A 23625-nucleotide genomic window follows, 5' to 3' on the forward strand; every position below is an offset into this window, starting at 1 on the left:
TTAAGCCCGGATTTTAAGATTATCAAACGTATGTTCGCTTTTATTTTAAAAAAAGTGAATACCAGCTTACCAACCCATTTTTGGCATGCTAATATTCACTAAATATCTGCGGTTTGATATTCAAATTAGTATTTCACTTGAATTTTCTTTTTCCTTCTAAAGGATGCTTTCTTTAGTTTCCGGATCAAAGAAATGTGATCTGTTCAAATCAAATCCTAATTCCACAATTTGATCAGGATCTAAATAATCACGTGCATCTACTTTAGAAACAAATTCACTGTCACCGACTTTGGTATATAAAATTGATTCCGATCCTAGTAATTCTGAAACGACTACTTTGGCTTTAACGGTTGCACTTGGGAAAGTTTCAATAAAAGCTCGTTCTGTGTGGATATGTTCAGGTCTAACTCCCAAAATGAGCTTCTTTCCTTCGTAACCTGCCTGTTTCAAAACCTTATTAATTCCTTCTGGAACAGCAAGGTTAAAGGTCCTTGCTTCGGTCTTGACATATCCATCTTGGAGAGTTACATCGAAGAAGTTGGTGGCCGGTGCTCCAATAAAATCAGCCACAAAAACATTGACCGGTTTTTCATAGACTTCCCGCGGTGTTCCAACCTGCTGGATCTCACCATCACGCATTACAACGATTCTATCTGCCATCGTCATTGCCTCAGTTTGATCATGAGTTACGTAGATCGTTGTTGTCTTTAGACTTCTATGCAATTTTGCAATTTCAGCGCGCATCGACACTCGTAATTTAGCATCTAAGTTGGATAAGGGTTCATCCATCAAAAAGATCGGTGCGTCCCGCACAATAGCTCTGCCTAAGGTAACTCGTTGTCGCTGTCCTCCTGATAATGCTGCTGGTTTGCGTTTTAAAAAGTCTGCTAAACCTAAGATCTGAGCGGCATTTTGCACACGTTTTTCTATTTCTACTTCACTATATTTTCTTAATTTCAATCCGAATGCCATATTATCAAAGACGGTCATATGCGGATAAAGTGCATAGTTTTGAAAAACCATTGCAATGTCGCGGTCCTTAGGTGCTTCATCGTTTACCTTTTTTTCATCAATGTACAATCCTCCCTGAGTAATTCCTTCAAGACCCGCGATCATTCTCAATGTGGTAGATTTTCCACAACCAGAAGGTCCAACAAAAACGATGAATTCTTTATCCTTTATCTTCAAGTTAAAGTCTGTTACTGAGTACCCTTTAGCACCTACATATTTTTTTGAAATATGTTCTAATTTTATTTCTACCATTCTTTCACGCCCTTTATCTTAATTGTTCTGAATCAGAAACTAGCCTCTTAATCTCTGCAATCACTTTAACAATTGCCCGATCCCAAACATCCCAAGTGTGGCTACCCTCAACTTCAATTAATAGGTTCTGGTATCCGTTTTGCTTAAGAAGTCTGCTGAAATCACAATTTTCTTGATAAAATTGATCCTCTCGTCCACATAGTTGCCAAATATATGGTTTTTCAGATTCACGATTACCGGCTCTAACCAAATTAAATAAATCGCTTTCAGAATTCTCCAACTTCTGCAAAGAGCCAAAAAGTGTTTGATACCACAGCTCACGTTCTTTGTTTTTCCGCCAGCTTCGAGGCATATCGAGTGCCGCTGACAAAAGGAAAGCGCTGTTGTATATCTCAGGATGTAGTAAAGCTGCTTGAGCGGCTCCAAACCCACCCATGGATAATCCACCAATAAAAGTCTGTTGAACATTTGCATTCAAATTAAACCACGTTCGGCATTTAACCAACAATTCTGTGCAAAGGTAGTCAAAATAGCGTTGTCCCGCTAAGTTATTTTGATAATAACTCCGCTCAGCTCGAGGCGTAATGATTACCAGCGATTGCTGGCTTGCATAACGTTCAAGTGCAGTCTGTGTAAACCAGCTATTTTCATCATCGCCTAAGCCGTGCAATAACACCAACACTGCCATGGGTTCCTTGGGTTCATCAGGTAACAGAACATTAATGCCCGTCTTCATTTGCAAACACTTAGAATAAAAATCAATGTGTGCAAGCATTTTTCATTCCTCCCAAAATTAAATTTTTAGGGAGTCCCTTCTAATCAATTTAGTTGTAACAATCTCATTTCGCGTAACATCATTTTCAATCATCTCTAAGAGAACCTCAGCTGTCTTTTTGCCCCATTGATGTTTTGAATAATCAACGGTCGCTAATTGCGGCGTCAGATATTGCCCTAAAAGATCATTATCATAACCCACGACCTTAACATCTCTTCCAGGAACAAGCTTATATTGCTTTAATCCTCTATACAAACCGAAAGCCATTTCGTCATTCAGTGCAAAAACGCCGATATCCCGACTCTTCATCTTGGCTATTTTAGCAGCTGCTTTTTCTCCACCTTCGATCGTAAAATCACACGGAATGACAACCACTGTTTGGTTATCCTTTAATTGAAATTCAGCCAAAGCTGCCTCAAGTCTTTTCTTCCCATCATAAGACGTGCTGGGCCCCGTCAAAATTGCAAATACTTCTGTCCCAGTCTCAATTAAAGCATCCACTGCTTCTTTAGCACCCTTTTCATTGTCTAAAAGAACATGGCTGACCAAGGGCAGCTCCAACTTTCTATCCATTAATACTAACTTATTGCCTTCTTCGGCCAATTCTTTGATCAAATCATTTGGAAAAGTGGGATCGAGGATAATAGCGCCATCAACTAATCCCTGTGAAATAAAAGCTCGTGATTGTTTTCCCCCTGATGCAACAATCAATTCATACCCGTTATTCTTCAGGACTTCTGCAACACCTGCCAACAGGTGGCCATAAAAGTAGCCGCCAAAATCTGGAACGTACATCTCAACTACTTTGGTTTTTTGCTTTTTCAAACTCCGACCTGCCAGATTCGGCGTATAGTGCAGTTCATCAGCTATTTTTAAAATCCGCGCACGTGTTTCTTTAGTGATTTTATCACTGTTGTTCAGAGCATATGACACTGTTGAAATCGAGACCCCCGCTTTTTCAGCTATTTCTTTAATACCTGCCATAATATCCTCTTCCTCACCCATTATTATTTATCCATTTGAATGTTAAACCCTTGTAATATATATTTCTGGAAAATTATAAAAATTATTATTATAGGAATAACCATAAAAGAAGAACCAGCCATTTGCAAACCATAATCGGAAGTATGTTGTCCCTGCAACAATTGTAACCCAACTGATAATGTATAATACTTCTGATCATTTGCAATAATCAAGGGCCACAAAAATGCGTTCCAACCGCCAATAAAGGTCAAAATTCCTTGAACCGCTAACACCGGTTTAGAGATTGGCAAAATTAAGTGAAAAAAGATATACCATTCCCCAGCTCCATCCAGTCTAGCAGCTTCAACAATCGAGTCAGGAATATTAGACATGAACTGCCTGAAAAGAAAGATGCCAAAAGCCCCAACTAATCCTGGTAAAATAATTCCCAGCAAAGTATTCGTAAGCTGCATCTGATTAAGTATCAGGTAAACAGGGATCATTGTTACTTGCCCCGGAATCATCATGGTTGCTAACACTGCCATGAACAAAAACTTGCGCCCTTTAAAATCAAACTTAGCAAAACCATAACCCGCCATGGCGTTTAGAAACAGACCGATAAATGAAGCTGCGGTAATAATCAAAGTATTTTTAACATAAATGTCAAAACTACCATTTGTAAAAAGATTCTTATAGTTGTCAATTGTCCAATGCTGCGGCCAAAAGCTCTGCGATAATGAAATTTCTGTACTAGTTTTGAACGATGACAAAAACATCCAAAGAAATGGAAGAATCATTAAAAAACCAAGGATCGTTAACACAACACCAATCAATACCTTAGAAATTTTACTTATATCCTGCATTCCAGTATCCATTCTGTTTTCCCCCTATTCTCCACGCTGTTTTTCTTGTAATTTAAACTGAATTATTGTAGCAACAATGATCGCCACAAACATTACAAAGGATCCAGCAGCAGCATAGCCAAAATTGCTATTTTGAAAACCATTTTGGTAGACAAATAGGGCAACAGAATTAGTACTATTCAATGGACCACCTTTAGTCATCACAAATGGTTCATCAAAGAACTGGAACCATGCTATCAGTGTAGTAACAGTTACAAAGAAGATTGAGAACTTAAGCGAAGGCAAGGTGATGTGGCGTGTCTGTTCCCAGTAATTTGCGCCATCAAGTTCAGCAGCTTCATATAAGGAACGTGGGACCCCTTGCAACGCAGCTAGAAAAATCAGCATATTAAGTCCGACAGCCTTCCAGACAGCTAGAATAATCAATGATAACTTAGCAACATTGGGATCTGTCAGCCAACCGATTGGAGCAATTCCAACTTTAGCCAGCAAAGTATTGAAAAGCCCTAAACTCGGATTATAAAGATAGGTCCAGACAACTGCAACTGCCACAGTATTAGTTATTGAAGGCGTATAAAAGACTAAGCGCATCATTTTGAAGAAACTATTTCTGCCACTATTAATTAGAATTGCAATCGTTAATGAAACAATAATCACCAAAGGTACCCCTACTACAACATAAACTACTGTATTTAGAATCGATTGTAGAAATGCATTATCTTGAAACAATTGTAGATAATTTGAAAGCCCGACAAACTTGATCTGTGACCAGTCGCCCAACCCAGTAATATCCAGACCTGTAAAACTAATCAGTAATGCGATGACAATTGGAACAAGCGAAAAAATTGCCAAAAGAAGCAGTGCGGGAAAAACAAATGTATATGGAACAATTTTTTTTAAAAAATTACTTTGCATCTAACTACCTCCTTTACAATGAGCCTTACCGGTAACAACTGGCAAGGCAGTTTTAAGATCTTATTTATCAATCAACTGCTGAGTTTGTTTATTAAACTTATTCATTGCTTTTTGAATATCACTGTTTTCCAGTGCCACCGGTTCCCAAGCTTTTAAGTAGTTCTGTCCAATTTCTTCCCATTGTTTTAATAATGGCATTGATTCAGAATTATTTAATTGCCTTCTGAAGACTTGAATCTTTTCGTTCTTAAGCGCACTATCAGTCCATGCAGATTTTAAAGTCGGCATTGAATTACTGTTTTTGTAATATGTGATTTGATTTTCACGCTTAGAAAGATATTTTAAAAGTTTAACCGCATTTGCCTTATTTTTACTATACTGAAAGACTGCTAAATTACCGCCTCCCGTAACTGATAAATTACTTGTTTTGCCCTTAGGCAGCTCAGCAACCGCCCATTGACTATTCTTCAATCCAGCTTCTTTTTCGATAGTTGGCAGCATCCAAGGGCCGGAGATGAACATTGGAATTGGAGCTTTTCCGCCAAATGACTGCGCAATCGTCAGCTTTTGATCTTGTTTAGGTGAAAGCCCATTTTGAATAAAACTATTTAAATATTTCAATGATCCTACCATTTCTGAACTGTTGAATTGTGTTTTTCCATTGGTTACTAATTGTGCCCCATTTTGACGTGCAAACATGAACCCAAAGGTCGGTTCGCTACTGTCGACGTTAAAGCCGTACATATTTTTGCCACGTTTTGCAAGCTTTGCAGCTACTTCATAAAGTTCACTCCAAGTCCTCGGAGCATGGTCATACCCTACACTTTGAAGAATATCTTTTCTGTAATACAAAACACGTGTTTCAACATACCATGGAACCGCGTAATATTTACCGCCAAATTTAGTTGTCTTTTCGGAACTGCTGAAATAATTATTAGGATTTAAAGTTTTGTCATTTTTAACATATTTAGAAATGTCCAACAACGACTTAGAACTGACAAAATTTGCCATCTGGGTCGTACCCATCAACATGATATCCGGGCCATTTTTAGATGAGGCCGCTGTCAATAATTTATCATTATATTGACTCCATGGAATACTTTGAATTTTAACTGAGATCCCTGTTTCCTTTGTAAATTTATTAATAATCGGCTTAACTGCCGTGTCTCCATCACCTGCATACCAAAATGTTAGAGTTTTGTTGGCAGCCGCTTTATTACTGCCACACCCTGTTAAAAATAAAAATAGTGCTAAAAGACTTCCAACCAACAGAACCGTTCTTTTTAATTTTTTCATGATAAATCCCCCTTTTGTGAAACGTTTCTATAAGAATTATAACTTTTTTGGTAGCGATTACAATACTTAAATTAAAGCATTTTAATTTATAAAAAAAGTTTTTATACTCTTTTTTTACAGGTTAAACCTTTTTATGAGTGAGCAGCTTTTTAACCGCAGCCACATAAATTCCAGGCCCACTGCTATACAACCGCCAGCCGCCTTTAACTGGGATTGTTCCATGTTTCAATTCACTAAACTCCTGTTGTGCTTGATAGCGATCAGAAAATGCAGCATCAGAACTTGAAAAATACGTATTTGCTTGTCTTAAAACCGCATTAGGAACCCGTTTCTTGATCCCAATCGGATTGATTTGTAACAGTGCATCCCAAGCTGCACGTAAATCACCACATTCAATTAGAGCTTCCGCATATCTAATATGTGCATGCACATATAACAGACCGGCCTCTCTTCCAAAAAAGGCTGATTGTTCTGCCCTTTTGAAGATCTTGCTGATCCCACCTTGATATGTCGCAGGACGATCCATCAATCTCACCCCATCAGGAAAGAGTAAGTGCTCTTTAATTAAAGAAAGTGCTCTTTGCTTTTCATGTTCATTAAATACATGACTGAGAATCCCTTGTTGTAAGGGAAGTAGTCTATATTTAATCTGTGTGATTTTGTCTTCTGGATGAATGATATAATGAATTTCATTTTTAGAATCCATGCGAATAAAGCCTGGTAAAACAGTGTCTTTCATAAAATACTTTCTAAAATCAGCATTCATCTTTTCTTTCAATTCAAAAATTTCTTGTGAAAATTCATGGTCAAAATCTGCGGTCACTTCAGCCGTTAGTCCAAGTGTTTCAAGGGTTAACTCCTGCGTCCAAGTACTTGCCATCGTCTTTTTTTGTTCACTATTAGCAGGCTGCAGCGTATCATCCCAGTCACCATCCCCATAAGCAGAAACATAGGTTTGCGGCAAAAAATGGTTTTTCAGATACTCAACTTGCCTTTTAATATGGTCGATTAATTTTTCTTTTTTTGAAGTGAATTTTTTATCTTTCAGCGACATATACCTTAAAGACGTATTCAAGATTGCTGTATCCTGTGAAGCTTTCAAATATTCAGCAACAACTTTCAACGGCCAGACAATAATATCTCCATGACTTTCTGCAGCAAATTGTTCGGCATATTCATCAAACATAAACCACTGCGGCCAATTTCCATTTTCTATAAATTGATGCTCATACATCATTTTAATAATCGTCCCCACCGGTTGAGTATCTCCCAAAGCCAAGAATAGTTCCGCTGGTCCTTGAGAAACATCTCTTGTTCCCCAAGCAGCTCCGCCATATTGTTCAAGTCCATGAGGTGACAGCAGGTGCACCAAGGCATCATGAATGTACCATTTGATGATCAATTCTGTAGGTTGCAGGTACTCAGGGAGCAGGTCTTTAGCCTGCTTTAATTCCAGCTTCCGTACAAAACTGGTAATGAATTCTTCATTTTTACGCCGCTCATTTTCAACATCTTGCATCTTAGCAGCTTGTCCTTGCAGGCCAGTGATCACACTTAAGTTTGCACAACTTTGAAATTCGGTTACCAGATACTCCTCCGTGCCATTTCTTTCAAGTCTGACATCCGGTGAGTCTGCACATTCATAAGATAACGCATATTGTAGATATGGAAGTTTCTCCGCTAATTTACCGGCAGGTTTAACTTTCACATGGGTTCCTTGAATCGTGACAACTGCATCTTTCCCAAGAGTTGCAAGCTCAAGTTGTGTCCTGATCTTAAGCTCATACTTTTTTTGGCGCAGCGAACTGAATTCAAGTTTCAATTGATCTGAATCTGCTGCGGCTTCACCTTTGATAAGTAAAAAATCATCTTCAAGTTTGTAAATCCAATCTGCTCCATTAAAGCTCATCGCAAAAAGTGAAGGCATTGTTAGCAAACGGTCTTCCCCGTTTATTTTAATTAAAATACGTGTCCCGCTGTTTTTGAAATAGTTTAAAGAATTGCGAACGTTAGTCGTTAAGATGTTCATATTGGTATTGCCAAAAACAGTTTGAGACTCAAAGATTCCGCACATATACTGAGTTGTCGCCATCACAGCTGTCCCAGGTTTAGAAGTTGCTCCAGCCATCACAATATTGCCTGTCATTCGTTCCTGCCGTTTTTCTTTTGTTGGTAAGACAATATGTCTATCTCGTTCATCGAAAAACGAGAGTAGTTCGCCTGCTTCGCTTTCTTCAACTTGCTTTTTATGTGGATAGAAATAATTAATTTCGGTAGCTGTTAAGGATTCACCCGCTAGCGGCCGCTCCATAGTATGTTGCTTGACAGAAACCTTTTCAACACGTCCTCCAAAAGAATCAGTCGCAACATATTTTTCTTTAAGTTCGTTGAGATCAAGCAAAATTGATGTATTTGCGCTCTCCCTAGAATTAACATAAGCCGCATAGAAGACCCGTGTCACTGCTTGCTTACCAATTTCAAAACTTGGTGTCCTAAGCGCCGTCAGCGTGAACTCGTACTGATAGTTGCAGGAAGGTAAATCTTTTTCGATTAAGCCCTGAGGGATATTTGTCGCTTTGTACTCAGTGCCGTAAAATTGAAAACCATCAGTCGCATAACTCGCTAGCGGTTCCAAAGAACCTTGCTGCAAATAGGGGAATTTTCCATTTTGAGATTGATTTTGCCGCGAGCAGACAGTCACGTGTGCTTCATCTTGTACTACGTAATTATCAATATATTGTGAAGAATAGGCTTCGTTAGCGGTTACAAAGGCTTCTGCTCCTAAGCCTAAATCTTGCACATAAGTTAAATCGGCATTGCAGTTAGTTTCACTTGTTAAGTTGATTTTCCAAAACCACATACTTTCAACTAGAGTAAGCGTTACTTTATATGAAACTGCAGCGTACTTTCCTTCCCAGATTGCTGTGCGCTCGCCTACAAAAAAATCACTCTTGGATTTAGGACCTGTGAGCGCTAGAAAATTAGTGCTGCCATCTTCAGCGATTAATCTCAAATATAGATTCATCAGACTGCCATCACGCGTATTTCCTTTAACCTGGTTGATCATGGTATCTTTAGCTTTAATAAGCTCAATCGAACCATTATCAAGGAAACTGATCGAAATATCCTTACTCTTTATCTCATGCATCTTCTGTTCTCCCCCAACTTAAATGATTTCAAAAGAAATCTTTTTCTGTGCATTAGCATCAAATCCTACATATAACTCGTATGCTCCACGATCAACACTGCTCGTCAAATCTTGATGCACGTACGCTAATCTAGCTGTTGGAATCCTCATTTCAACCTTCTTTACAGTCTTAGCTTTAAGTGCAATTTTTTTAAACATTTTTAACTCTCTAACAGGACGTGCAGTCTCTGCAACGCACTGATGTGTGTAGCCCTGAATAACCGTTTGTCCATCAATCTGCGATTCATTTGCGACTGTAACTTCTAAACGTAGCTCATCGTTTTTAGCTACCTGATTGTTTGCCAGAACAACTTCTTTAATTTCAAACGTGGCATAGCTTTGCCCATAGCCAAAACAATATAACGGTGAGTTTTGTTCATCAATATATTTAGACAAATATTTATTTTCTTTGTCTAGGCTATCTTCACCTGTCAATGGCCGTCCTGTACGCAGACTGTTGTAATATAAAGGAATTTGCCCAATGCTTCTTGGAAAGCTCATTGGTAATTTGCCGCTTGGATTGATTGCCCCCGCAATAATTTCGGTTATCGCTTGAGCTCCTCTGCTTCCTGGAAACCAAGGTAATAAAACCGCATCTGACAGTTTGGAAACCTCAGTAAGCACTAAGGGTCTGCCGGTAACCACGAGCGTCACCACTTTTTTGCCAATCTTTTTAAGCGCTTTCAAAAGGGCCAATTGTTCTGCCGGTAACTCAAGGTGCGTCATGCTAGTTGCTTCCCCGCTTTGATCACTCGTCAAGCCGAGCGCAACAATCACGATTTGACTTGCTGCTGTTTTTTGCGCTAAAGCAACTAAATCCAATTCTTCTGCAGTAAAACTTTCTGTAAGTACCGTCATTTTTTTAAATTTACTCTGCAAGGCAGCTGCGATCGTCATGTTTTCATGAGAATCACCTTTCCAAGACCAACTACCCAACAGGTCTTTTTCTCGTGCCAAGGGTCCCAATAACGTAATCTTAGTATTTGGTGATAGAGGCAACAGATTTTCTTTGTTTTCCAGTAACACGGTGGACTCTTCAGCAGCTTTTTGTGCAATTTCTAAATTATCTTCTGTGAAAACATTTTTTTCTTCTTTTAAAGCATCCATTCCACGGAAAGGATCCGCAAATAATCCCAGCTCTTCTTTGAGTTTCAAAACACGGTAGACTGCTTCATCAAGCAAAGTAATCAATTCTTGCGGTACATGTTCTCTTTTTTCGAGTTGTCGGCCTAGCTCACGATATGCAAACGACATCATATCAATGTCAACTCCGGCTTTCAAAGCCTTTATCGCAGCCTCAGTTTGTGAAGAAGCTACTCCATGTTCCTTAAGCTCTCCAATCGCATTCCAATCAGAGATCAAAACACCGTTAAATCCTAGTTCTTTTCTAAGAATTGAGCGCATCAAAACTTGATTAGCAGTTGCCGGAACACCAAACAAGGTATTAAAAGATGTCATCACAAGGCGGACGCCCGCTGCAAGTGCACGTTGATAGCCTTCTAGGTATTGATCTCTGAATTGCAATTCAGAAATATCTACAGTATTATATTCGCGTCCACCTTCAGCCGCACCATAAGCCGCAAAATGTTTCACACAAGCCGCAACGTGGTTTTCATCCAATAATTTCCCTCGTCCTTGAAAGCCCCTAACACTTGCTGCAGCTAAAGAACCATTCAAAAATGGATCTTCACCATTAGCTTCCATTACACGCCCCCATCGTGGATCACGAACCAAATCAACCATAGGTGCAAAAACTGCGTGTAAGCCCGAAGCTGCTGCTTCTTTGGCAGCAATTTTAGCTGCCTGTTCCACTAATTCAGGATCAAAAGAACTGGCAAGTCCCAATGGAATTGGAAAGATCGTCTTATATCCATGAACGACATCTGCCATAAATAACAACGGAATTTTCAACCGACTATGCTGCAAATAATCTGTTTGAATCTTTCGGGCCCGGTCAGCGCCGGAAATTCCCAATACTGAACCTACTGAGTACAATTCTTCAGTAGTCACCTTGGTTTTATCCGTTGGGCCGGTCAATGCAACTTCGTCTCCTTGAAAATAATCCGCACTTAGTTGCGAAAGCTGTTCAACCTTTTCCAGCAAGCTCATTTTGTCGATTAGCTCGGTAATTCTAACGGTCATAAAAAGTCTCCTTTCATTTCATTGAAACGTTTCAACAGGATTATATAGTATCTTAGTGGAACCGTCAACATCTTTTTGATAGCGCATACAGATATACGGATTCAAAAAGAGTATGCTCCATAAAGCAGTAAAACTTGAGTACTACCATGGAATTACAAACAACATGCGCCTTTTACGCTGAGTCATTCGCAGTTAAACAGAGTATTTTGACTCATGAAACACGTTTATCCGAAGTAAAATAGGGGGCTGAGTCAAAATTTAACTTTTGGCCCAGCCCCTTCACCATTTTAACCCACAACTTGTCCACATAATTATTAATTAAAAACTAAAACCTGATTATTCAGCAATGCTGATCATTTCAACCGTAATTCCTTTTTTCGTTCCAAGATCATTTTCCTAATCAAAGCCTCCGGTAACGGCTTTTGGTACGGGAATTGAACAGCTCCTTTACTGGTTTTATAGCTAACTAGCTGCGCTGCAAAGTGCTCAATTACTTTTGGTGTTGGATAAAATCCGAGATGTTTTTGCATCCCTGCAAAATGAAGCAGGTTTTCATGCTGATAAAAAGTAGGTATCCCATAACTGATCTTCTCAGTTGCTTCCGGTAATAATTCTTTTGCAAGACGATAAAGTGCTTCAAGATGCGGTTTTTGTTCTGCTGGAGCAGCCTCAATATACTCTGAAATCAGAGTCATGTTGTCCCCCCCTTTCACTGCCTAGTATACTTGATAAATCATTTTAACTGTTGCATTAAGTCCGACTGTGCTGCCTAATTGAACATTATAATTTTTAAAGCCCTTCAAATTATTCTCGACTGGCTTTATCTTCCAAGATTAACATTGAAAATACTAAAAAAAGACTCGCAGCTTGAGTCCTTTCCATGCAAACTGCAATCACAAACTTCATGGAAAAAATTCAGCTAAGAGTCATTTTCAATTTTATTGTTTTAAAAACTTTCAGGGTTACTGACACTAAGGAGCTTAACTTACACGTTTGTGCATTGATTGTGTGTTCTCCAAAAATTGCATTATTAGTAATATTTTATTTTTCAAGGACTTCGGTTTGGGTTTGAATTGCTTTGCGTCTTGCCTCAGAAACCACGATGGAAATAATGACCAATATCAAGGCGAGCACATCTGTCACTTTTAACGCGGTGTGATAAAAAAGCACTGCGACTAATGTTGAAGCCACTGGAACAACTGCCATTGAGATGCCCGCAAAGCTTGCTGGAACCTGTGTAATTCCGATATATGTTAATAAGTATGGCAGCAAAATTGCTCCAATTCCATAATAAAACACCTGCGCCCATAACGAGAAATTCATTACACTCCAGTTGAAGGAAAAAGCCTGGTAGATCCCGATCGGAAGTGTGATGATAAAACTGATGGTGAATAAACCGGCAGTTAACGTAAACGGCGGGAGTTCGACTGAAAACCGTTTTGCATAAATAAAGAACAGCGAAACACAAACAACTGCCAAAATCATCAGCAGTAAACCGATAATGTTGCCTCCATGACTGGATGCGCCGTTTACATTCATCACAAGAACTGAAGCAACTGCAAACCCAATCGCTAATACTTTCTGCCAAATCAAAGATTCACGTAAAATAAAAAACGAAAGAATTAAGGTCACCGCTGGCGTTAAGCTGTTAATCACTGCAACAGAAACTGCACTTGAGTATTTTAATCCATATAGTAAGAACAAGGTGTACAAAACAACCCCTAACAAACTTGACATCAGAATCCCAACCATATTTTTCCGACCGATGTCAGTTAGTTTTATCCCATCTACGTGCCTTGCCAAAGGGACCATCACGATACAAGCAATCCCAAATGTCATTGCAGTAAATAGCCACACGGGAATCGTAGCCACTGAAACTTGGACAATCGGAATGCTAATCCCAAACAAAACTGCCTGCAAAATAATAAAAATATGTCCTCTGTTCATCATAATTTACATCCTTTCTTTAAGCCTGATCCAACCTTGGCTTCTGTGACGGTTGAATTTTACTGTCCACTAAATGTCACATTAAGTTACATACAACATTGAAATTATAAAAAAAAGACCCAACCAACAACTTATAGGCGTATAATAAAGCCTATAGTTCCTAGAGGGTCAAGCTTGAAAAGCAATAAACAGCATTATATGTTATATTTAGTGACATATATTTTGAAAATTAACATTTTCTCTCAAAAAAACTTAAATTCGCAACTGCTGCAAAGGAGTGGGTCACTATGAAAACTTATTTTTCAATTGGTGAAATGTCCAAAATAAATAATATTTCCATTCAAGCCTTGCGTTACTATGACCAAATTGATCTGTTTAAACCCAATTATATAAATCCTAAAAATCACTACCGCTACTATCACATCAAACAATTTTTTTATCTGGACATTATCAAGTATCTAAAGTACATTAACACCCCGCTAGCAGAGATAAAAAGCATCATTAACAGCGGCCCTGAGACTATGTATTCCTTTCTGGATGCTCAAGAAGCTGTTATTCGTGCAAAAGTCGACAAATTACAAAGAAGTCAACAACTGATCAATATGAGAAAAAGTCAGCTTGCGGCGCAATTGCTGCTAAAAAAACAAGAACTTGGGAAAGTGTATACGCGCACCATCCCAGAACGCCCGATTCTAAAAGTCGCATGCGCGCGGATTACACCTTATGATGAACCAGATCTTTATATGCATGAATTAGCAGCTTTCTTAGAAAAAACGGGTAGTCTGGTGGATAATCATTATGGCTGCATCTACCCGTTAAAACCTTATTCAAACAGTGCTGCGATCCATTACGAGGCCGTCTACACCTCAGTTGTAACCCAGCCGCTCATCCCCTTGTCTTCAAAGATTAGCAGTGGGTTGATCCCAGCCGGAAAGTATCTTTGTATTGCCTTTGAATGGTCAAGTGAGCATTACTATCGGTACTATTCCAAACTATTAACGGCTGCCAATAAAAGAAAGCTCCCCCCAAATGCACTTGTTTACGAAGTCTCCTTACCTAACAACTACAATTCCGCTCAAAAAGAAAATTTCATTACAGAATTGCAAATTTTAATAAATAATTAGCGCTCATCGGCGCCTGTTATTGCATTTCTTCTGAAACAGGATTTTTAAAATTCAAGCAAAAAAAAAGAGAACCTCCTCGGCTCCCGTTTGATTCCCAAAATTATTTTGACCGTAATTATGAATTAATTTCTTCATGAGCCCTGCGCTTAAAGAAAGAATTCATCGCAGTTGACTTGCGTCTGATGAACATCAGGTATGCGAGATTGGCAAAACCTAGTAATTCCCAGGTCCGCCAATCATCACCCGTCTCAGTGAGCTTCGTGAAAATTGCTAAATCGGCTATTATTTCTTTGACTAATGCATGCGCAAACTTATAAAAATTAAAATTCTCATTAAAATCGCCATTCAAAAACAAAGAAATCAAAAATATCAGTATCCAGCCAACTAAATACGTTCTTCCACCTCTAGCATACAATGCCTTTTGATAAGCATTCACTTCCTGTCCATTCTGATCAGTGAAAAAGTACCTGGACTCTATTTTCATTACTTTGTCTTTAAAGCTGCGACTTTGGTAAAATCCAATTCCAATGGCCAACAAAAAGATGATGATAATGCTAATAAGATCAATTATATGAGTGAAATTAAACTTAGTGATGAATTGGTATAAACAAAAAAAAGGCAGAAACAAGAATCTGATTTTGGTTACTCTGGAGAATTCGAACTGATCATACACAAAATATATAACGATTATCAAAGAGATGATTGGAGAAAATAACATTGTGGTTCCCCCTAGGCTTTTAAGTTCCTTTTATACTTTTCATTATACAGTCGGTTGTATCTTTTGGCTAAAAAAACAAAAGCTCCCACTCCTTTGCTCAGAGTCGTGGCAGCTTTTTACTTCGAGCACATTTGGGCATTAAGATTAGGCTTTAGTGAATTCAAAGTTTGACAATTTTTGATTTTTAATTGTTTTGTGCTCTTATTTGCAGTAGAATAGCACAGTTAAAATAAAATATTGGAGTATGGTACATCCTTAAACCTCCGAAAAAAAACAAAGGGAGTTTTTTTATGTCTAAAAACACTACAACACAATCCTCTCGCACTAAAACCGAATTCGGTCACGTTTCTCACCTGGGCAGCACCCACACCGCTTATGCAGCAGATTATGATCCAACGCTGCTTGAAACCTTCGTTAATAAACATCCAGAAAATGATTATTTAGTCTCATTTGATGCGTATGAATTCACCAGTCTGTGCCCTAAGACCGGTCAGCCAGACTTCGCTAAAGTCTATCTTTCATACATTCCGACACAAAACATGGTTGAAAGCAAAAGTTTAAAACTTTATTTATTCAGTTTTCGAAATCACGGTGATTTTCATGAAGACTGCATGAATATTATTTTAAATGATCTCTATCAATTAATGAATCCAAAGTATATTGAAGTTTTAGGATTATTCACGCCACGTGGCGGAATTTCAATCTATCCATTCGTAAATCGCGTTAACCCGGAGTTCGAAACCCCTGAACTTAAAGAATTAGCCTTCCAACGCAAAGTCAATGTTTTAAATCAGTTACCGCAGTATAAAAATTTTGTAAGGTAGGTCTTTTTTGATGGATGAAATTATTTTACTTTCAGGCGGATTAGACTCCGCGGTGTGTTTAGCCCAAGCAGTCACAACTCACGGAAAAGACCATGTCTTAGCGTTATCATTTGCTTATGGTCAAAAACACCAATTAGAACTGGACAACGCACGGAAAGTTGCTGCTTATTATCAAGTTGAGTATGTAGTTGCTCACATTGATCACCAGTTATTTAACGGTTCCACTTCAACACTGCTAACAGGTAATGGTGCGATCGCACAGCAGAGTTATGCCGCAATCATTGCAGAACAAGGCAGTGGCACTGTTGATACCTATGTTCCCTTTCGCAATGGGCTAATGCTGTCACAAGCTGCTGCCCTAGCTTACAGCCAACAAGCTGCCCAAGTCTGTTACGGTGCGCACGCAGATGATGCAGCTGGGCAGGCTTATCCGGATTGCACTCCCGAGTTTTATCACGCAATGAATGCCGCAATTAGCGCTGGAACAGCAGGAAAGGTTAGTCTGGCTGCACCTTTAATCAAGTTGAATAAAGCTGGAGTTGTCAAACTTGGAATCGCGTTGCACGTTCCTTTTGCCTTAACGCGTTCCTGTTATGCCGGACAACAGGCTGCTTGCGGAAAATGTGCAACTTGTCGTGATCGGATTGCTGCTTTCAAAGCTAATAATCTCAAAGATCCGATTACCTACCAAACTTCAATTACTTGGTCATAACTCACAGAGAAAAGAGATTATAAAGCATGCATAAAAATTTAAAAATATTAACTATCAATGCTGTCTTAGCCGCATGTTATGTCGTCATTACAGCTTTGTTTGCCAGTTTTTCATTTGGAGTCATTCAAGTCAGAGTCTCAACGGCGCTCTATCAACTGGTAGCCTATGACAAAAAATTCTACTGGGGAATGGTTTTAGGGGTAGTAGTTGCAAACCTGCTTTTCAGTCCATTCGGGCTGCTTGATATCTTAGTGGGCTTAGGTGTCACCGGTATTGGCTTAGCAGTCGCCATTTTAATTAATCAAAGAACCCAAAATTTACTAGTCCGGTCTGTGGTAGTCGGTCTGTGTGTCTCATGCGGGATGATTTTTGTCGCACTTGAATTGCACGCGGTCTCGCATGTTCCCTTTTGGCTTACCTATGCTTACCTGTTCGCTGGTCAATTAATTTCACAAATCATTGGCTACGTTATCTTTGCTGTCATTAATCGCAAAGTCAAACTTGTTAACCTTGTGAAACAAGCATAATTTTTATATATTTATGAAGCACTGATGAATCCGGTTGAACACGCAGCTTAGTAAGAGAAAGTATGACATCAGTCGGGAAAATTTGAGTGCTAAATCGAAATTATGAACATAGCGAGTACCTTGCTATGAGTAATTCGAAGTTAGACGGAGAATTTTGACTTATGGAACACGTTTATCCGGAATAAAAGAGGGGCTGTGACAAAATTTAACTTTTGTCACAGCCCCTCTTTTTTGGCACCTAATTATTCTTGAGAATTTAAGTGGCAAAATTGGCTTTGAGAACTCATTATATTGATGTGCGCAAGATAAAACAGTTGGACCAAAATTAACCTTTAGACTAACTTTTTCAGTTTTGTATCACTTTATGAACCATAATAACCGTCTGATGTGTCATAATGAAAGGATAACATCAGGTTCACGACAATTTATGCTTTGGGGGGTATAAAAGCTTTATGAAACAAAAGAAGTATTCCAGCCAAAAAACACGTTCACAACATACATATCAATTTTTCAAAGACCGTCGTAATGATCCCGCTTGGCACGCTGATTTTCTACGGGTCAGAACCATCCGCCGTCGTAATTTTATCCTTAAATCGGGTTTAAGTCTTCTTATATTATTAATTGGATTCACTATTTTTAAAAATTATCGGCAACCTTCAACTGATAAGGCAATTCAGACTAATAATTTAAAAGAAAGTTCAAATTCTGCAGAAACTTCCACATCAAAAATAACTGACAGTTCCAAAACAAGCAGCCAAGCTAGTACACAACAGCCAATTATTATCAAAAATTATACTCGTTACAGTAACTATTCTGGAAATTACCAAGCATCTGCTGATTCATGTTTATTAGACTTTGAAAAGGGTACGCTCACATCCACTGGTGCAACAAAACAACAAATATTTTATTTTGACAAAGTAATCTTACATCCAGACAATAGTTTAGTGATTAATATTCACGGAAACTATCACTATAATGCTGACGATGGTCAAGGTGAACGCCAAAAATTAATGCATTTAAGTATTTTACTGGCACCCGCTAATAAGAAAATTCAGCAAAATTGGCAAACTGGCACAAAGATTGAAGATACCACTGATACCTCAAAAAATCGATTAACTTTCGCTAATTCTGATGATAATGGCAAAACTTTTAATATGGAACCTGCTTATACTGTTTTTTCAGATAACTCAACAACACCTCCAGCAGGTCAGTCTAGTTATACAACACTTTATACATTCACCAATTGAAATCAAAGATACGAGGAATACATGTTCTAAACAGCGAATAAAATAATCAGGCTGGGACCAAAAGATTAACTTGATCCCAGCCTGATTATTTATTTTTTAATTGTTTTCATTAATTATTTAATATACGCATTCTTATAATTCCACTGCGTACCTGCTGTGTTATGAATAATGCCCTTAACCTTGGATTTTTGCAAATATGAAGTAACTTGCTGATAGACAGGGGTTACGCCCTGCTCTGCATTAAAAATCTTAGCAGCTGCGACCAAATCCGCCCACCGCTTATTAGGATTATTTGCATCCTCATTTTGTGCCTTCTGTATTAAAGCATCATACTGTGAGTTTGAGTAACCACCGTAATTGTAAGAAGTTCCTGTTAACGGAATTTGAAGAAATGTGATTGGATCATTGAAATCTCCGCCCCAACCAGATAAATACAAGTCAAAATTTCCTGTTTGCGCGTTTTGCAATGCATTGTTGCCTGGAATACTACGTACTGTGAGTGAAAGCCCTGGCAGTACTTTAGCATATTGTGACTGTAAATACTGTGCAACAATTTTACTGCTACTATCGTCATTTGAAGCCAACAATGTCAGTTTTAATCCTGTTAATCCTGTTTCTTTTAATCCCTGCTCCCAATACTTCCGCGCTAATTTCGCATCATAAGCGATTGTGCCCTTAACCTCTTGTTGTTTTGAAAAATCTTCACTGGTTTTAGGATCTTTTGCCAGTCCTGAAGCTACAAATCCTGTTGGAGTATACGAGCCATCGCCGAGCACTTTTTTCGTCAAGACTTGCCGATTAATGGCTAGTGACATTGCCAAGCGAATATTACGGTTATTCAAAGCTTTCCGCTTGTCCGCATCTTTATCTTTGAAGTTATATGCAACATAAGAAATGTAGGAATAGGGATAAGATTTAAACTGTGATGATCCTTGATAATTTTTAACTTGCTGATTAGCCAAAGGAGTCATATCCAATTTGTTTTGCTGGTACAATTCATGCCCAGTCGTGGGATTTTCAACCACCGTATAGTTGATTTGCTGCAATTTAACTACTTTTTTGTCCCAATAATGCTTATTTTTGACGAACTGCCATTTGTTGCCTGTGCCATTCCATGCTTTGATAACAAACGGGCCAGAATAGACCATATATTGCGAACGCGTGCCATACTTGCTACCGTATTTTTCCACGATCTTTTGTTCTTGCGGTCCAAACAGTGGATAAGCCATCAAGATTTTGAAATAGGAGATCGCCTTATCAAGCTTGATCACCACGGTCTGCTTGTCAGGTGCGCTGATTCCAATCTGAGCCGCCGACTTTTTCCCTGCAATAATTGCATCAGCGTTCTTGATGCCGCTAAACAAATAAGAATAAGGGGATTTTGTCTTAGGATTAATTGTTCTGCGCCACGAATAAACAAAGTCTTGTGCCGTAATCTGATCCCCATTGCTCCAGTAAGCTTTCCTAATTTTAAAGGTCCACGTTTTTCCATCTTTAGAGACACTACTGGATTTAGCCAAACCAGCAGTTGTTGACCCATTTTTACCTAAACGATAAAAACTCTCAAAGGTATTACCTGTTTGTCCATAACCCGTTGATTTCGAGATATCGATTGTGCTTAATGGCGCACTAGCGCTAAGATTCAAAACCTGTTTTTGCGAAGTGCTAGTCTGTTTTCCACATGCGCTCAGCCATAAGCATGCACTGATGAAGACAATTGTAGTCGCTATTTTTTTATAATTCATCTGTTACTCATCCCCAATTTACTTAATTAATCTTTTCAAAAATTGTTTAATCCCAGACAGCCTTTATCTCGATCCTTAACAAAGCAAAACGTTAATTCGCAGTTCTTAACTTTACCCTCCTTAATTGGGACCTCTAAAACTCCAAATAAAAAAGCCCCAGCAACTTAATGCAGGGACGAAAAATCGTGGTACCACCCAAAATTCACTACGGATTTGATAATTCGCAGCCTCAAAACACAGCTAATAGCTATGTTATTGACGATATCGAGTCAAAACGTGCCATCAGCTTGCACCCATGACAAAACTCCAGATTCATCTTCCCCAAATCCTCAATGCTGTTCTTTCACCGTCAACAGTCGCTTTATAGCTAGTCAATTTGGGTACTCTTTCCTTCAACATTCAAAATATTCTACTTTGTTTTAGTTAGTATAGCTTGTACTTTTATTTAAGTCAATCACTAGTTTAAATTTTTTACCTCGCCACCATTAATAACCCTTACCGCCCTTTCTAAGTTAAGCTGGTGAACTGTGCACTCTAAAATTTGGAAGCTACAGCAACATTTGTGCCCAAATTAGTTCTTAATCGCATTATAAAAATTATTTATTCTGGCTTGAGACCTAGGCTTTTGAAAGAGTTTGGCTCAATAGTTTGATAAATCATGTAACCAGAAACAACATAAATTATCGTTAATATGACTGGTGTCCAGCTAATACCGGCCATGGCAGGCTCTCCTGCTAAATTGAAAAAAAGGTCAGACCAGTCAATTAATGCATGCAAAACAATTGGGATGACAAGCGATTTTGTTTTTACATACACCATGGCGAACACAAAACCAATAGCAGCAGCGTAAATAACTTGATATAAAGTATATCCCCATTCAGCCCCACCGCCAAAAAGGGTATTACTTAAATGAACTGCACCAAAAATTACACTAGACAGTACTCCAGCAAATAAAACTGGACGGTTGGTCTTTCTAAATATGAAAAATAGGTAGTTAAAAATTACCCCACGGAAAACAGTTTCTTCAAATAATCCAATAATAATTGCTGCTAGTAAAGAAATCAGCACTGCCAACAAAATTTGCCCTCCTGGTATTTTTTGAAAAATAACAGTTAACGACTTAGAAGTCACAATATTAGCAAATACTGTGCCTAGAAGTGACACAATTGCCATAAATGGGACAAACCAGTTTTTTAAGCTAAAACTGAAGTTAAATTTCCAAATTAATTTGATTACCGCAATATAGATAAAAATAAATGGCAGTTCAAAAAGTGGAACATCTATGCTACCTAATACGTTTCCAGCAGAATTAGCAATTCCAACTGGAATTACACTTGTAATAGTTGTTCCTAATATGATGGGAATTATTACCATGATTAATAACAGTTGTTTTTTCATAAAAACTCCTTTAAGAATAACAATTATTTAAGCTCAATAACCAGACGAATCATCAAGTTATCTTGCATAATGTCTAAAACTACCTCATTGTTTAGTTACTGTCAACAATCATTATACCTAAAAATGTATGGTTACTCCGTTCGTCAAAATAATTGTTATTCTCCAAGTTTTTTTGCTTTAATAATTTGGCATAGCTCTTTGGTGCCATAAAGTGCTTACCAAGAAGGACTTCCAACCTCACCCCCCTCTAATCTTTTTCGATTTGAATGAATCGATTACTTGGAAGGGCGTTAATCGGAAAATCAAACAAATTAAACGTACCGCATATGGATATAGAAAATGGTTAAAATTGAATTTACGATTCAAATAAAAAAGAAAACCAATTCGAAAATGAACTGATTTTCTCATAAAGATTTCTCATCAACAGCGGTTTGCAAAAATCCTTTTAAAATAGCTGTCCCGTCCTTTATTTTCTATATTTCGTATAATAGATACTTGTCTTCGGTAACAAAGCAATTAATTAGTTGCTTACTCTCACTAGTAAGACTTGTTTGAGGAAAATTGGCTACTAAAGAACAAAGATATAGGTATTTAGGGCTATGGCGTTTCGAAAAATCCTTATTACCAAATTTCCCCTGTATTTTGTCAAATCGTTGCTGAATATCTCTAGTTGTATCACAGCTAACAAATTTATTTAAATAAACAAATTGGGATTTATCCGTATTGTCAATCATTGATTTAGCAGTATTAATGGTTACAAAAAGCCATTGGTTCAAATCAATTAAATTTTTAGGACGGCAGCGTAGTTCTTCTTTAGTTGATTCAAACAACGCGTTCTTCATGATAACTTTACCTTCTTGGCTGTAGATTTTCTGTCATTTCTGGTTGCTTAATTTCTGGACTTTGCTTGGCAAAATCTTGCAATTGTTGTTTGGTCCATTGACTAATTTTTTGGTCAACATCATATAGTTGCTGCTTTAACTGAGAATTTTGTGCTAGGGTGTTGGTTCCAACAATCTGTTAATTTAAGCTTTGATAGGATATATTCAATATCTTGGCCAATAACTATTCAAATTCATGCTTGGATTCTTGTTGTGCTTCCTGTAATCCCAATTGCTTGGTTAAACTCACTAAGAACAATCATTTTGTTGTTAATCTGCTTGATTTCACTTAAAATACTATGAACCATGGCTTTAACTTTGGTCCAGGTAACAGCAAGTAGTTGCCGGTATAACCCCAATATTTTGCATGACAACATGCGCGCCGGTTTGTGTTTACGCGCTTGGACGGTAATTAAAGGCTGAATTCAATCTGTGTAACTGATTATGCGCATATTCTTGGTATATTGTCTTTTCTATCTCCATCTTTAATTATATCTTAGCATTAATTGCTTAGTGTCGCTTTCTGTTTGGAATTTTGTGTTTTAGTTAACAAATAACCTTTAGTAGTTACATATCCAACATAACGAGCCTTATAAATCTTCTGACTCATCGAATCGCTTATCGCCATTGCCTTATTCCACTTATGATACCCATAAACTCCTTTAGTTAATTCGCTATACTTATCCTTAAGCAATTGATCAAACAGATCATTGCCTTCTGCACTGAACTGCGTTATTTGTGATCTGTATGCACTTAATTCATTTGGATCCCAACCATCTGAACCAAAAACCATATCTCCAGAAATATCCTCGTTCTTCATTCCATAACCATAACTTGAAGCTAATGTTAGCAGTTTAATAAAATCTGCTTTATGTTCCATTACATAATTATATAAATTAGTTTCTGCCTGTTTCGAATCAAACATGTCAATTGCTGTATATGTTACAGTTTGGCTTACAATTTTGTTTCCTGTATCATCAGTTGTATCTCTCTTTCTAATTCTGTTAAATTCTTTGAAATTAGATGCTAGCTAAAAAACAAGGAGATCAATCTTTGTTACTACATTTTATATTCATTTTTTCAATTCGAATTTATTTT

General features: G+C 38.0%; 21 protein-coding genes. 6 read left to right on the forward strand and 15 right to left on the reverse strand.

Annotated features, from left to right (window positions below):
• Window positions 1-156: 156 nt before the first annotated feature.
• From AB3Y88_RS04920 to AB3Y88_RS04965, 10 genes are all read right to left on the reverse strand, one after another.
• On the reverse strand, window positions 157-1263 hold the full coding sequence (locus AB3Y88_RS04920) for an ABC transporter ATP-binding protein (RefSeq protein ID WP_228889112.1): 1107 nt from the start codon (window positions 1261-1263) through the stop codon (window positions 157-159).
• 13 nt (window positions 1264-1276) lie between these two features.
• A complete protein-coding gene (locus AB3Y88_RS04925; protein WP_054755745.1) occupies window positions 1277-2038 on the reverse strand; it encodes an alpha/beta hydrolase family protein in 762 nt (253 codons plus the stop codon).
• An 18-nt stretch (window positions 2039-2056) separates the two neighbouring features.
• Entirely contained in the window at window positions 2057-3022 is a 966-nt protein-coding gene (locus AB3Y88_RS04930; RefSeq protein ID WP_056961810.1) for a LacI family DNA-binding transcriptional regulator, read from the reverse strand.
• 23 nt (window positions 3023-3045) lie between these two features.
• A complete protein-coding gene (locus AB3Y88_RS04935; RefSeq protein WP_082610540.1) occupies window positions 3046-3876 on the reverse strand; it encodes a carbohydrate ABC transporter permease in 831 nt (276 codons plus the stop codon).
• 12 nt (window positions 3877-3888) lie between these two features.
• Window positions 3889-4779: a carbohydrate ABC transporter permease gene (locus AB3Y88_RS04940; RefSeq protein ID WP_056961811.1), complete on the reverse strand. Its 891-nt coding sequence runs from the start codon at window positions 4777-4779 to the stop codon at window positions 3889-3891.
• A 60-nt stretch (window positions 4780-4839) separates the two neighbouring features.
• Entirely contained in the window at window positions 4840-6075 is a 1236-nt protein-coding gene (locus tag AB3Y88_RS04945) for a sugar ABC transporter substrate-binding protein (protein WP_054755743.1), read from the reverse strand.
• A 121-nt stretch (window positions 6076-6196) separates the two neighbouring features.
• Window positions 6197-9223, reverse strand: a complete 3027-nt coding sequence (locus AB3Y88_RS04950; protein ID WP_261909515.1) for a cellobiose phosphorylase — start codon at window positions 9221-9223, stop codon at window positions 6197-6199.
• 18 nt (window positions 9224-9241) lie between these two features.
• Window positions 9242-11404, reverse strand: a complete 2163-nt coding sequence (locus tag AB3Y88_RS04955; protein WP_228889117.1) for a glycoside hydrolase family 3 N-terminal domain-containing protein — start codon at window positions 11402-11404, stop codon at window positions 9242-9244.
• A gap of 353 nt (window positions 11405-11757) precedes the next feature.
• Complete coding sequence (locus tag AB3Y88_RS04960) at window positions 11758-12099, reverse strand: iron chaperone (RefSeq protein WP_054755729.1); 342 nt, start codon at window positions 12097-12099, stop codon at window positions 11758-11760.
• Between the two features lie 346 nt (window positions 12100-12445).
• Window positions 12446-13354 (reverse strand): DMT family transporter, encoded by a 909-nt coding sequence (locus AB3Y88_RS04965; protein ID WP_082610541.1) that lies wholly within the window; start codon window positions 13352-13354, stop codon window positions 12446-12448.
• Window positions 13355-13638: 284 nt separating this feature from the next.
• Between AB3Y88_RS04965 and AB3Y88_RS04970 the strand changes: the two genes are divergently transcribed.
• Window positions 13639-14475 carry a MerR family transcriptional regulator gene (locus AB3Y88_RS04970; RefSeq protein ID WP_228889120.1) on the forward strand — a complete coding sequence of 279 codons (837 nt, stop codon included), beginning with the start codon at window positions 13639-13641 and terminating at the stop codon, window positions 14473-14475.
• Between the two features lie 115 nt (window positions 14476-14590).
• Here the strand turns inward: AB3Y88_RS04970 and AB3Y88_RS04975 are convergent, their stop codons facing one another.
• On the reverse strand, window positions 14591-14959 hold the full coding sequence (locus tag AB3Y88_RS04975) for a hypothetical protein (RefSeq protein ID WP_228889122.1): 369 nt from the start codon (window positions 14957-14959) through the stop codon (window positions 14591-14593).
• A gap of 524 nt (window positions 14960-15483) precedes the next feature.
• On the opposite strand from AB3Y88_RS04975, the gene queF reads away from it, so the two are divergent.
• The 4 genes from queF (at window position 15484) to AB3Y88_RS04995 (ending at window position 18503) form a co-directional block, all read left to right on the forward strand.
• Entirely contained in the window at window positions 15484-16017 is a 534-nt protein-coding gene (gene queF, locus AB3Y88_RS04980; protein ID WP_054755718.1) for a preQ(1) synthase, read from the forward strand.
• Window positions 16018-16027: 10 nt separating this feature from the next.
• Window positions 16028-16729 carry a 7-cyano-7-deazaguanine synthase QueC gene (gene queC, locus AB3Y88_RS04985; RefSeq protein ID WP_228889125.1) on the forward strand — a complete coding sequence of 234 codons (702 nt, stop codon included), beginning with the start codon at window positions 16028-16030 and terminating at the stop codon, window positions 16727-16729.
• A gap of 26 nt (window positions 16730-16755) precedes the next feature.
• Window positions 16756-17256, forward strand: a complete 501-nt coding sequence (locus tag AB3Y88_RS04990; protein WP_228889129.1) for a QueT transporter family protein — start codon at window positions 16756-16758, stop codon at window positions 17254-17256.
• Between the two features lie 452 nt (window positions 17257-17708).
• Window positions 17709-18503: a hypothetical protein gene (locus tag AB3Y88_RS04995; protein ID WP_228889134.1), complete on the forward strand. Its 795-nt coding sequence runs from the start codon at window positions 17709-17711 to the stop codon at window positions 18501-18503.
• A 113-nt stretch (window positions 18504-18616) separates the two neighbouring features.
• Here AB3Y88_RS04995 and AB3Y88_RS05000 read toward each other — a convergent pair whose 3' ends face one another.
• A complete protein-coding gene (locus tag AB3Y88_RS05000) occupies window positions 18617-20248 on the reverse strand; it encodes a peptide ABC transporter substrate-binding protein (protein ID WP_228889137.1) in 1632 nt (543 codons plus the stop codon).
• A gap of 600 nt (window positions 20249-20848) precedes the next feature.
• Window positions 20849-21646, reverse strand: a complete 798-nt coding sequence (locus tag AB3Y88_RS05005) for a CPBP family intramembrane glutamic endopeptidase (RefSeq protein WP_228889141.1) — start codon at window positions 21644-21646, stop codon at window positions 20849-20851.
• Window positions 21647-21857: 211 nt separating this feature from the next.
• Between AB3Y88_RS05005 and AB3Y88_RS05010 the strand changes: the two genes are divergently transcribed.
• Window positions 21858-22016, forward strand: a complete 159-nt coding sequence (locus AB3Y88_RS05010; protein ID WP_367293403.1) for a transposase — start codon at window positions 21858-21860, stop codon at window positions 22014-22016.
• Window positions 22017-22119: 103 nt separating this feature from the next.
• On the opposite strand, the gene AB3Y88_RS05015 is transcribed toward AB3Y88_RS05010, so the two are convergent.
• Window positions 22120-22488, reverse strand: coding sequence for a hypothetical protein (locus AB3Y88_RS05015; protein ID WP_056961827.1), 369 nt, complete (start codon window positions 22486-22488; stop codon window positions 22120-22122).
• A gap of 541 nt (window positions 22489-23029) precedes the next feature.
• Window positions 23030-23452 (reverse strand): hypothetical protein, encoded by a 423-nt coding sequence (locus AB3Y88_RS05020; protein WP_228889143.1) that lies wholly within the window; start codon window positions 23450-23452, stop codon window positions 23030-23032.
• Window positions 23453-23625: the final 173 nt, after the last annotated feature.

The organism is Liquorilactobacillus satsumensis, assembly GCF_964065465.1.
GTDB classification, from domain to species: domain Bacteria; phylum Bacillota; class Bacilli; order Lactobacillales; family Lactobacillaceae; genus Liquorilactobacillus; species Liquorilactobacillus satsumensis.